This window comes from Nocardia sp. NPDC051030 (assembly GCF_040683015.1).
Lineage (GTDB): Bacteria > Actinomycetota > Actinomycetes > Mycobacteriales > Mycobacteriaceae > Nocardia.
This window is the reverse complement of the sequence record NZ_JBFBCD010000002.1, coordinates 155,003-165,409: the sequence shown is the minus strand read 5'-3', so window position 1 is coordinate 165,409 and position 10,407 is coordinate 155,003. Positions and strand designations below refer to the sequence as shown.

The window sequence follows — 10,407 nt, the reverse complement described above, 5'->3', positions numbered from 1 at the left end:
GCGGGCCTCAAACATTGTCCCCCGATAACAAAAACCCCGCCGGCGCGTGCAATCCCCCCCCCGCCCCCCACGGGCAGTACGCTTCGCAGCCGTCTTCTTGGCCGGAGCCTTCTTCGCGGTGGTCTTCTTGGCCGTGGTCTTCTTGGCCGCGGTGACCTTCTTGACAGCGGCCTTCTTGGCCGGGGCCTTCTTGGCGGTGGCCTTGACCGTGGTCTTCTTGGCGACCGTCTTCTTCGCCGCCGTCTTCTTGGCGGTGGCCTTCTTGGCCGGAGCCTTCGAAGCAGCCTTCTTGGCCGTGGTCTTGGCCGGTGCCTTGGTGGCGGCCTTCTTCGCGGTCGTCTTCTTGGCGGCCTTCTTCGCGGTGGTCTTGCCACCCGACACCGGAGCAGCCACACCACGTTTCACGGCCGGGCCGCTCGCGGTGATCTTCTGCTTGCCGGCGATGATCGCCTTGAACTGAGCGCCCGGACGGAAGGCAGGCACCGAAGTCGGCTTCACCTTGACGGTTTCGCCAGTGCGCGGGTTACGCGCCACACGGGCCGCACGCTTACGCTGTTCGAAGACACCGAATCCCGTGATGGTGACGCTCTGACCTTTGTTCACCGCACGCACGATCGTGTCGACAATCTGCTCGACTGCCGCAGTAGCCGTGCGCCTGTCAGTACCCAACTTCTCGGTCAGAACATCGATCAGTTCCGCCTTGTTCATTGAATCCTCCGCAGACTAATGGCCCGTCGTCGGACCGACTAGGTACCACGGTAAACCTTCTTTGGGCAAGAGTCTATGTGCCACGCCTATTTTGATGAGACATGGCACACGCCCAGCTACCGGGTTAGAGGGTGTTCAGCTAACTCCCGCCAATGATTACGTCTGCGAAATACGGGCCGGAATGGTGGTGGGTTTCCAAGTCGGCCTTGCGTTTTCGAACTCGCTGATCTCGGCGCTGCGCCGCTGAGTGAGGCCGATGTCGTCCAGACCTTCCAGCAGGCGCCACCGCGTGTAGTCGTCAATATCGAACGGCAACACGACGGTTCCGGCCGCGCAGGTCCGGGTCTCGAGGTCCACGGTCAATTCCAAACCGGGCTGTTCCTCGATCAACTTCCAGAGCAATTCCACATCGCTCTGCGCCATCCGGGCCGTCAGAAGCCCGTCCTTGCCTGCATTCCCGCGGAAGATGTCCGCGAAGCGGGAGGAGATCACCACCCGGAAGCCATAGTCCTTCAACGCCCAAACAGCATGCTCACGTGAGGAACCGGTACCGAAATCCGGACCGGCGACCAGGACACTGCCTCGGTTGTAGGGCTCGGTGTTCAGAATGAAGTTCGGATCCGTCCGCCATGCCGCGAACAAGCCATCCTCGAAACCCGTTCGGGTAACGCGCTTCAGATACACCGCCGGGATGATCTGGTCTGTGTCGACATTGGATCGACGGAACGGAACGCCGATCCCCTTGTGGACCTTGAAGGCTTCCATCGTGATTCTCCTGAGTCTGTTGTGGCCGAAGGGTCTACGGATTCACGCCGCGTTCAGTTGAGATCCGCAGGTGAGGACAGGGTTCCGCGCACCGCGGTGGCGGCCGCGACCAGCGGCGACACCAGATGCGTACGGCCGCCCTTGCCTTGACGCCCTTCGAAGTTCCGGTTCGAGGTGGAAGCACACCGCTGACCGGGCGAAAGCTGATCCGGGTTCATTCCCAGGCACATCGAGCACCCGGCCTGACGCCATTCCGCGCCCGCGGCGGTGAAAATCTCGCCCAGGCCCTCGTTTTCCGCTTGCAGGCGCACCCGCATGGAACCTGGGACGATCAGCATCCGCACGCCGTCGGCGACCTTGCGGCCCTTCAGAACGTCTGCGACGGCCCGCAAATCCTCGATCCGGCCATTGGTGCACGAACCCACGAAAACGGTGTCCACGGCGACATCTCGCAGCGGAGTGCCCGCCTTCAGGTCCATGTACTGCAGCGCCTTCTCGGCCGCCGCGCGCTCGTTCTCGTCGTGAATGAGTTCCGGATCCGGCACCGAGTCGCCCAGCGGCACACCCTGTCCCGGATTGGTTCCCCACGTGACGAAAGGGGTCAACGTGGAGGCGTCGATATGCACTTCCTCGTCGAAAACCGCGCCCTCATCGGTCTTCAGGGCCTCCCAGGCCGCCACGGCGGCATCCCAATCCGCGCCCTCGGGGGCGTGCGGACGGCCCTTCAGGAATTCATAGGTGATCTCATCGGGCGCGACCATGCCCGCCCGGGCACCGGCCTCGATCGACATGTTGCACATGGTCATCCGGGCTTCCATGGACATGTTCCGCACGGCCTCGCCGCGGTACTCCAGCACATAGCCCTGGCCGCCGCCGGTGCCGATCCGCGCGATGACCGCCAGAATGACGTCCTTGGAGGTCACGCCATCGGGCAGCGCGCCATCGATATTGATGGCCATGGTCTTGAACGGGCGCAGCGACAAAGTCTGCGTCGCCAGCACATGTTCCACCTCGGACGTGCCGATTCCCATTGCCAGCGCACCGAAAGCGCCGTGCGTGGAGGTGTGCGAATCACCGCAGACCACCGTGGTTCCCGGCTGGGTCAGACCCAGCTGCGGGCCGACCACGTGCACGATGCCCTGATCCAGATCGCCCATCGGGTGCAGGCGGATTCCGAATTCCTCGCAGTTCTTGCGCAGGGTTTCCACCTGCAAACGCGAAATCGGATCGGCGATCGGCTTATCGATATCGATGGTCGGGACGTTGTGGTCCTCGGTCGCGATGGTGAGGTCCGGGCGGCGCACCGGGCGGCCGGCCGCGCGCAGGCCATCGAACGCCTGCGGGCTGGTCACCTCGTGCACCAGGTGCAGGTCGATGTAGATGAGGTCGGGTTCGCGATTCGCGCCCTCGCCGCCGCCGCGCACCACGACGTGCTGCTCCCAGACCTTCTCCGCCAGAGTCTGTGGCCGATCGGCCATATCTCCATCACCTCTTCGATAGACATGCCCGCGCCCGGGCTGGTGACACGGGGGCTGCGTCCCGACTGGGAGCCGGTTTGCGCGCACGCAATTTGCATATCCCAGTACGTGAGACGCTAATATCGTTCTATGAGACAGCATAGCGGTATCGGTGTTCTGGACAAAGCCATGGCCGTCCTGCACGCCGTAGCCGAGCAACCCTGCGGCCTCAATGAGTTGTGCGCCCGCACCGGCCTGCCCCGCGCCACCGCGCATCGCCTGGCCGTGGGCCTGGAGGTGCATCGCATGCTGGCCCGCGACGGCCAGGGGCTGTGGCGTCCCGGCCCGGCCCTGTCGGAGCTGGCTACCACCGCCACCGATCCCCTATTGGATGCCGCCGCCTCCATCCTTCCGCGCCTGCGTGAGATCACCGGCGAGAGCGTCCAGCTCTACCGGCGGGACGGGAATGCCCGCGTCTGCGTGGCCGCCATGGAACCCGCCGCGGGCCTGCGCGACACCGTTCCGATCGGGGCCCGACTGCCCTTGACCGCCGGTTCCGCGGCGAAAGTCCTGCTGGCCTGGGCCGATCCGGATATGCAACGCACCGTGCTGCCCGAAGCGGTATTCGGTGAGCGCGCCCTCGCGGAGGTGCGCCGCCGCGGCTGGGCCCAGAGCGCGGCCGAACGCGCCGCGGGCGTGGCCAGCGTGTCCGCCCCGGTGCGCGATACCGGCGGCGCGGTCATCGCGGCCGTCTCGGTCTCCGGGCCGATCGACCGCATGGGCCGCCGACCGGGCGCACGCTGGGCCGCCGACCTGGTGGCCGCCGCCGACGCCCTCCACAAGCGGCTCTGACGGCCGAATCACCCCACCCGCGACACCGGTCTCGGATCCGGCGGTAAAGCGGCTCTGACGGCGCGTACAGCTCTACCGAAGCCCCGGCCGGGACCCCTGGCCGGGGCTTCGGCGTTCGCGGCCCTCCGGTCACGGCTCCAATAACGCCGCGACCGGCACATATCCGACTTTCCAGCGGCTCCCGTCCCCAGCCGTGTGACCCGGCTCATACGGCGTAAATTACAGTCGGCTCATGGGAGTTAATCAACGCGCGCAGATCGTGATGTCCGAACAGGAGATCGCGGAATTTCTGGAGCGCAGCCGCATCGCCACCATGGCCACCGTGGGCGCCACGGGCGCACCACACCTGATCGCCATGTGGTACGCGCTGATCGACGGCGAGATCTGGTTCGAGACCAAGGCGAAATCGCAGAAGGCCGTGAATCTGCGCCGCGATCCGCGCATCACCGTGATGCTCGAGACCGGCGACACCTATGACCAGCTGCGCGGGGTGTCCATCGAGGGCCGCGCGGAGATCATCGAAGATCCGGAGCCGCTGTTCAAGGTGGGTATTTCGGTGTGGGAGCGCTACACCGGGCCCTACAGCGAGGAGGCCAAGCCGTTCGTGGAACAGATGCTGCACAAGCGAGTAGCGGTGCGCGTGATCCCGGAACGTATTCGCAGCTGGGACCACCGCAAACTCGGTTTGCCCGCACTGCCGCTGGGCGGCACCACCGCCCCCGCCGCACAGGACTGAAAGCCCCTTGAAAACGGCTGCGTGACAGCGGAAAACAACGAAGGCCCCCAGCAATGCTGGGGGCCTTCGTTTTTGTAGTCCCGACGGGATTTGAACCCGCGCTACCGCCTTGAGAGGGCGGCGTCCTAGGCCGCTAGACGACGGGACCAGGATGAGAATGTTCGGCGGCCGGACCGCCGAAGCTTCTCGAATCGAGAGCTATTCGCTCTCTCAGCTGGGGTACCAGGACTCGAACCTAGAATGGCTGAACCAGAATCAGCTGTGTTGCCAATTACACCATACCCCATGGGCCCGGTCATTCGGCCGCCCCTTGTGAGGGCGTCTCGGCCGCTTTCCGAACGAGAAAGAGATTAGCAGGCTGAGCGGGGGTAACTACAAATCGGCTGGTCAGAGGCCGGTTTGCCCGGTCATTGACGGGTTCACCGGCCTCCGCCGCCGTTACCCGGCGACAGCCAATGCGCTACTCGCAGACAGCGAGTGCGGCGCGCAGCCGATCCATGGCGACGCCACGGCCGAGCAGTTCCAGGGACTCGTACAGCGGCGGGCTGATGTGCGAACCGGTGACGGCCACGCGCACGGGCGCGAAGGCTTTACGCGGCTTCAGGCCGAGCTCGTCGATGAGCGCCGTCTTCAGCGCTTCCTCGATAGTGGCGGCACTCCACTCCGAAACACCGTCCAAAGCGGTGATGGCCGCCTGCAATACCGGTGCCGCGTCCGCGCCGAGATTCTTGGCTTTAGCGGCCGGGTCGATGGCGAACTCGTCGACGGGGATGAACAGGAACTTCAAGAGATCCCATGCATCGCTCAGCACCACGATTCGCGTCTGCACCAGATCGGCCGCCACAGTGAAGAGCTTCTCGTCGATCTCGGCGCCGATATGACCGTGTTCGGTGAGGTACTCCCGCAGTCGGTGAGCGAAATCACCGGACTCCAGCAACCGAATATGTTCGGCGTTCAGAGCGTCGGCCTTCTTCTGGTCGAATCGGGCCGGATTCGAATTAACTTTCGATATATCGAACGCCTCGACCATCTCCGTCATGGAGAAGAGGTCATGATCATCGGCGATGCTCCAGCCGAGTAGCGCCAGATAATTCAGCAAACCCTCGGGAATGAAGCCGCGGTCGCGATGCAGGAAGAGATTCGACTCCGGATCGCGCTTGGACAACTTCTTGTTGCCCTGACCCATCACGAACGGCAGATGACCGAACTCGGGAGTAAGTTCCGCGACGCCGATCCGCTTCATCGCGTCATAAAGCGCGAGCTGTCGTGGCGTGGAGGACAGCAAATCCTCGCCACGCAAAACGTGGGTGATCTTCATCATCGCGTCGTCGACCGGGTTGACCAGCGTATAAAGCGGATCGCCATTACCGCGGGTGAGCGCGAAGTCGGGGACCACGCCCGCCTTGAAGGTGGTCTCACCGCGCACCAGGTCGACCCAGGACAGGTCGCGGTCGGGCATGCGCAGGCGAATGACCGCCGGGCGGCCCTCGGCCTTGTAGGCGGCGATCTGCTCAGGGGTCAGGTCGCGATCGAAGTTGTCGTAGCCGAGCTTCGGGTCGCGTCCGGCCGCCTTGTGACGGGCCTCGACTTCCTCAGGGGTGGAGAAGGATTCGTAGGCCTCCCCCGCCTCCAATAGCCGCCGAACCACATCGAGATGAATGTCACGGCGCTGCGACTGCCGGTACGGACCGTAGGGGCCGCCGACCTCGGGGCCCTCGTCCCAGGTGAGGCCGAGCCAGCGCAGCGCGTCCAGAATCGCCCGGTAGGACTCCTCGGAATCGCGTGCGGCGTCGGTGTCTTCGATGCGGAAGACGAATTTGCCGCCGTGGTGGCGCGCGTAGGCCCAGTTGAACAGGGCGGTGCGGACCAGGCCGACATGCGGTGTGCCGGTGGGGGACGGGCAGAATCGAACCCGGACGTCAGTCATTGCTCTCTCTCGATCAGCGCTTGGCGGCAACGGGATTGGTGAGGGTGCCGATGCCTTCGACGGTCACGGACACGTTCTGGCCGGACTGCATCGGGCCCACACCCGCGGGGGTGCCGGTGAGGATGACATCGCCCGGGAGCAGCGTCATCACGGTGGTCACCCATTCGATCAACTTCGGAATATCGTGCAGCAGTAGCGAAGTGCGGCTGCGCTGCTTCTCCGTGCCGTCCAGCTCGGTGACGATCTCCAGATCCGAAGGGTCCAGGGAGGTCTCGATCCACGGGCCGAGCGGGCAGAAGGTGTCGTAGCCCTTGGCGCGGGTCCACTGACCGTCGTGGCGCTGCTGATCGCGGGCGGTCACGTCATTGGCGACGGTGTAACCAAGGATCACCTCGTTCGCACGGGCGGCCGGCACGTCCTTGCAGGGGCGGCCGATGACAATGGCCAGTTCGCCCTCGTAGTCCACCTGAGAAGAGCTGGGCGGCAAGATGATCGGGGCGTTCGGGCCGACGATGGATGTGTTCGGCTTCATGAAGATAACCGGGTCGGCCGGGGCCGGTCCACCCATTTCCTCGGCGTGCGCCGCGTAATTCTTGCCGATGCAGATCACCTTGCTGGCAAGGATCGGCGCCAGCAGGCGGACATCCGCGAGCGGCCAGCTGCGGCCGGTGAACGTGGGCGTGCCGAACGGATGTTCGGCGATTTCGCGGGCGACCGTGTCCCCGCCGTCTCCTTCGATGCTGACGAAAGCGACCCCATCTGGGCTGGCAACTCGACCTAGGCGCATGGCTGGCATCCTATCGACCGGCCTCCACCAGCCCGAACGCGCCCGACCGCGGGGCACGGGGGCGGGGCGGGCGCTTGCCCGGCGCACCGTCGGCCACCGGGCCGGGCTGGGGCGGCATGCCGGTCCGCATCGGGTCGGGCCGAATGTGGAATGCCCTTATACGCAAGACAACTCACCGTCCGCCATACCCCGGACAAGATCAGGTACTCCCTGTGAGCAAACAAACAGCTTGCCCCGGAAATAGCCAGACGCATCAGGTGTAACGTGAAGGCCGTTGTTCATACAGTAGGACGACAGTTCCACATATTGAGACAAGAGGTGCAACCATGACCACCGTGACCCAGATCGGAACGACAAAACGGTGGTCCATGCTGGCGCTCGGCGTCTTCGCACAGGGCTCCAGCGCGGTGCTCGTGCACGGCACTCCCTTCCTGCTGCCCGCCCTGACCGATCAGGGAATGTCGCTGGCCACCGCGGGTCTGCTGGTCGCCATGCCCACGGTCGGACTGGTGTGCACGCTGATCGCGTGGGGCTATGTGGTGGACCGGATCGGCGAGCGCAAGGTCCTGGTGGCCGGTCCGGCGATCATGGCGGTCGCCGGAATCGCCGCCGCCACCGTCACCAGCCATGTGGCACTGGGCATTCTGCTGTTCCTGGGCGGGCTGGGCGCGGGCAGCACCAATGGCGCGAGCGGGCGGGTCATCGTGGGCTGGTTCCCGCCGAATCAGCGCGGGCTGGCCATGGGTATCCGGCAGACCGCGCAGCCGCTGGGCGTCGCCATCGGGGCCATGTCCATTCCCGCAGTCGCTGCGGCACACGGATTCTCGACCGCCATCCTGGTGCCCGCAGTGATGGCGGGAGTCGCCGCTATCGGCTGCCTGATCGGCATCGTCGACCCGCCGCGCCCCCAATCATCCGGCGACACAGGCCGACCCGCCAACCCCTACCGCGGCGATTCCACCCTGTGGCGCATTCACGCCGTCTCGGTCCTGCTGGTCATCCCCCAGTCCACCATCTGGACCTTCGCGCTGCTGTGGCTGCACCGCGACGTCGGCTGGTCCCTGGCCGCCGCCGGAGCGCTGGTCACGATCGCCCAAATCCTGAGCGCCGGAGGCCGAATCGGCGCGGGCATCTGGTCCGACCGCGTCGGCAGCCGCCTGCGCCCCCTGCGGACCGTCGCCATTGCCGCCGCAATATCCATGTCCGCCTTGGCCATAGCCGCCTGGACACACACCTGGTGGGCCGCCATTCCCCTACTGATCGCCGCCTCGATCATCACCGTCGCGGACAATGGCCTGGCCTTCACGGCGGTAGCCGAAATCGCCGGGCCCTACTGGTCCGGTCGCGGCCTGGGCATCCAGAACACCGGCCAGAACTTGGCCTCGGCGGCCGTCGCCCCGGTCTTCGGCGCACTCATCACCGCCGCGGGTTTCCCCATCACCTACGCCCTGGCCGCCGTCATAGCGGTGGCCGCAATCCCCTTGGTCCCCACCGCTCCCCGCTGACCCACCCTCGAACCGGGTCTCCACACCTTCGCGGCAGGGGGCCCGGTTCGTTTTGCGGATTTCCGGCAAATCCGGAAGACCGATACCCGTTACGTTTTCGCATCCCAATGCATGAATGCGATATACCTCACTGCCCCAGTATGTTTCGAATATCTCGCCCCCGATTCCGTCCCGGATCGGGCAAACCGCCCTTCGCCCGAACCTCTCCGGCACAGCGGTTTTCGACCAGAAAGCCCCCGCGTTCGAAGAAGTTCGAACGCGGGGGCTTCGAGTTGGAGAGCCGTCAGAGGGCGGCGGCGATGCGGTTGCCGACCTCGACGGTGGAGGCCTTGCCGGTGCGCGAGGCGAGATCCTTGGCGACGGCTGCCTCGATGCGGGCGGCCTCCTCGGACTTGCCCAGGTGGTTGAGCAGCAGTGCCACCGAGAGGATCGCGGCGGTCGGGTCGGCCTTGGACTGGCCCGCGATGTCCGGGGCCGAACCGTGCACGGGCTCGAACATGGACGGGTTCACGCCGGAGGCATCGATATTGCCGGAGGCGGCCAGGCCGATACCACCGGAGACGGCGGCGGCCAGGTCGGTGATGATGTCGCCGAAGAGGTTGTCGGTGACGATCACGTCGAAGCGGCCCGGATCGGTGACCATGTGAATGGTCGCGGCATCGATGTGCTGGTAAGCGGTTTCGATATCCGGGTACTCGGCGCCGACCTCGGCCACGGTGCGTGTCCACAGCGAACCGGCGAAGGTGAGCACATTGTTCTTGTGCACCAGGGTCAGGTGCTTGCGACGCTGGCGGGCCTTCTCGAAGGCGTAGCGCACCACGCGCTCGACACCGAAGCGGGTATTGGTGGACACCTCGGTGGCGACCTCATGCGGAGTGTTCACGCGAATCGCGCCGCCGGTGCCGGTGTACGGGCCCTCGGTTCCCTCACGCACGACGACGAAGTCGATATCCGGGTTGCCCGCGAGGGGGCTGTCCACGCCCGCGAACAACTTGGACGGACGCAAGTTCACATGATGATCGAGCTCGAAACGAGTGCGCAGCAGCAGACCCCGCTCGAGCACACCGCTCTGCACCGACGGATCACCGATCGCGCCCAGCAGAATCGCATCATGCTGCTTCAACTCGGGCAGCACATTGTCGGGCAGAATCTCCCCGGTGGCATGGAACCGCTTGGCCCCCAGGTCGTATTCGGTCTTCTCCACACCGGGAACCACCACATCGAGCACCTTGAGGGCCTCGGCGATGACCTCGGGACCGATACCGTCGCCCGGGATGACAGCGAGTTTCATGAAAACAATGCTCCGTTCGGATATGCGTCCGCCACTTCACGGCCACGATAGCGGGTGCCTCCACGAGGCCCGTCACCAGGGCGAACGACTCCCAAACAGTGAGATTCGGACCATCGTCGGTAGGTTCGAGGGATGTTCGACAACTACAGACTCGAGCGCAGGATCGGCCGTCTCGAGCGCAAACTCGATCTGATCCTCGAGCACCTCGGCATCGCGGATCCGAGTATCTCCTTCGATTACGCCGAGATCGACGAACTCCTCCGGCGCGGCAAGAAGATCCAGGCCATCCGGATCTATCGGCAGCTCGATCCGATCGCGAGCCTGGTCGAGGCGAAGAACGCGATCGAGGATCGGGAACGCAAGATCAGCTGACCCGCAA

The 10,407-nt window shown here is 65.1% G+C and carries 10 protein-coding genes and 2 tRNA genes; 4 read left to right on the top strand and 8 right to left on the bottom strand.

What is annotated here, in order from left to right; translation table 11 throughout:
- The 3 genes from AB0N05_RS05270 to leuC form a co-directional block, all read right to left on the bottom strand.
- Positions 1–708: HU family DNA-binding protein (locus AB0N05_RS05270; protein ID WP_364687824.1), on the bottom strand; the 708-nt coding region annotated here is incomplete at its 3' end.
- A 156-nt stretch (positions 709–864) separates the two neighbouring features.
- Positions 865–1,473: a 3-isopropylmalate dehydratase small subunit gene (gene leuD / locus AB0N05_RS05265; RefSeq protein WP_364687822.1), complete on the bottom strand. Its 609-nt coding sequence runs from the start codon at positions 1,471–1,473 to the stop codon at positions 865–867.
- A 53-nt stretch (positions 1,474–1,526) separates the two neighbouring features.
- On the bottom strand, positions 1,527–2,951 hold the full coding sequence (leuC, locus tag AB0N05_RS05260) for a 3-isopropylmalate dehydratase large subunit (protein ID WP_364687820.1): 1,425 nt from the start codon (positions 2,949–2,951) through the stop codon (positions 1,527–1,529).
- 129 nt (positions 2,952–3,080) lie between these two features.
- On the opposite strand from leuC, the gene AB0N05_RS05255 reads away from it, so the two are divergent.
- Positions 3,081–3,782, top strand: a complete 702-nt coding sequence (locus tag AB0N05_RS05255) for an IclR family transcriptional regulator (RefSeq protein ID WP_364687818.1) — start codon at positions 3,081–3,083, stop codon at positions 3,780–3,782.
- A gap of 232 nt (positions 3,783–4,014) precedes the next feature.
- Positions 4,015–4,518 carry a PPOX class F420-dependent oxidoreductase gene (locus AB0N05_RS05250; RefSeq protein WP_364687816.1) on the top strand — a complete coding sequence of 168 codons (504 nt, stop codon included), beginning with the start codon at positions 4,015–4,017 and terminating at the stop codon, positions 4,516–4,518.
- A 75-nt stretch (positions 4,519–4,593) separates the two neighbouring features.
- Here the strand turns inward: AB0N05_RS05250 and AB0N05_RS05245 are convergent.
- From AB0N05_RS05245 to AB0N05_RS05230, 4 genes are all read right to left on the bottom strand, one after another.
- Positions 4,594–4,666: transfer RNA gene (locus AB0N05_RS05245), tRNA-Glu, on the bottom strand.
- Between the two features lie 66 nt (positions 4,667–4,732).
- Positions 4,733–4,804: transfer RNA gene (locus AB0N05_RS05240), tRNA-Gln, on the bottom strand.
- Between the two features lie 174 nt (positions 4,805–4,978).
- Complete coding sequence (gene gltX, locus AB0N05_RS05235) at positions 4,979–6,445, bottom strand: glutamate--tRNA ligase (protein WP_364687815.1); 1,467 nt, start codon at positions 6,443–6,445, stop codon at positions 4,979–4,981.
- A gap of 13 nt (positions 6,446–6,458) precedes the next feature.
- On the bottom strand, positions 6,459–7,232 hold the full coding sequence (locus tag AB0N05_RS05230; RefSeq protein WP_364687813.1) for a fumarylacetoacetate hydrolase family protein: 774 nt from the start codon (positions 7,230–7,232) through the stop codon (positions 6,459–6,461).
- A gap of 326 nt (positions 7,233–7,558) precedes the next feature.
- Here AB0N05_RS05230 and AB0N05_RS05225 point away from each other — a divergent pair, with 326 nt between their 5' ends.
- Positions 7,559–8,737: an MFS transporter gene (locus AB0N05_RS05225; RefSeq protein ID WP_364687811.1), complete on the top strand. Its 1,179-nt coding sequence runs from the start codon at positions 7,559–7,561 to the stop codon at positions 8,735–8,737.
- 283 nt (positions 8,738–9,020) lie between these two features.
- On the opposite strand, the gene AB0N05_RS05220 is transcribed toward AB0N05_RS05225, so the two are convergent.
- A complete protein-coding gene (locus AB0N05_RS05220) occupies positions 9,021–10,028 on the bottom strand; it encodes a 3-isopropylmalate dehydrogenase (protein WP_364687809.1) in 1,008 nt (335 codons plus the stop codon).
- Positions 10,029–10,160: 132 nt separating this feature from the next.
- On the opposite strand from AB0N05_RS05220, the gene AB0N05_RS05215 reads away from it, so the two are divergent.
- Positions 10,161–10,400: a hypothetical protein gene (locus AB0N05_RS05215; protein ID WP_364687807.1), complete on the top strand. Its 240-nt coding sequence runs from the start codon at positions 10,161–10,163 to the stop codon at positions 10,398–10,400.
- The last annotated feature ends 7 nt before the right edge of the window (positions 10,401–10,407 follow it).

Bases quoted from the DNA above. Each gene is read 5' to 3' on its own strand.
- AB0N05_RS05225 (WP_364687811.1), top strand. From the start codon at position 7,559: ATGACCACCGTGACCCAGATCGGAACGACAAAACGGTGGTCCATGCTG.
- gltX (WP_364687815.1), bottom strand. From the start codon at position 6,445: ATGACTGACGTCCGGGTTCGATTCTGCCCGTCCCCCACCGGCACACCG.
- AB0N05_RS05215 (WP_364687807.1), top strand. From the start codon at position 10,161: ATGTTCGACAACTACAGACTCGAGCGCAGGATCGGCCGTCTCGAGCGC.
- AB0N05_RS05250 (WP_364687816.1), top strand. From the start codon at position 4,015: ATGGGAGTTAATCAACGCGCGCAGATCGTGATGTCCGAACAGGAGATC.
- leuC (WP_364687820.1), bottom strand. From the start codon at position 2,951: ATGGCCGATCGGCCACAGACTCTGGCGGAGAAGGTCTGGGAGCAGCAC.
- AB0N05_RS05230 (WP_364687813.1), bottom strand. From the start codon at position 7,232: ATGCGCCTAGGTCGAGTTGCCAGCCCAGATGGGGTCGCTTTCGTCAGC.
- AB0N05_RS05220 (WP_364687809.1), bottom strand. From the start codon at position 10,028: ATGAAACTCGCTGTCATCCCGGGCGACGGTATCGGTCCCGAGGTCATC.
- AB0N05_RS05255 (WP_364687818.1), top strand. From the start codon at position 3,081: ATGAGACAGCATAGCGGTATCGGTGTTCTGGACAAAGCCATGGCCGTC.
- leuD (WP_364687822.1), bottom strand. From the start codon at position 1,473: ATGGAAGCCTTCAAGGTCCACAAGGGGATCGGCGTTCCGTTCCGTCGA.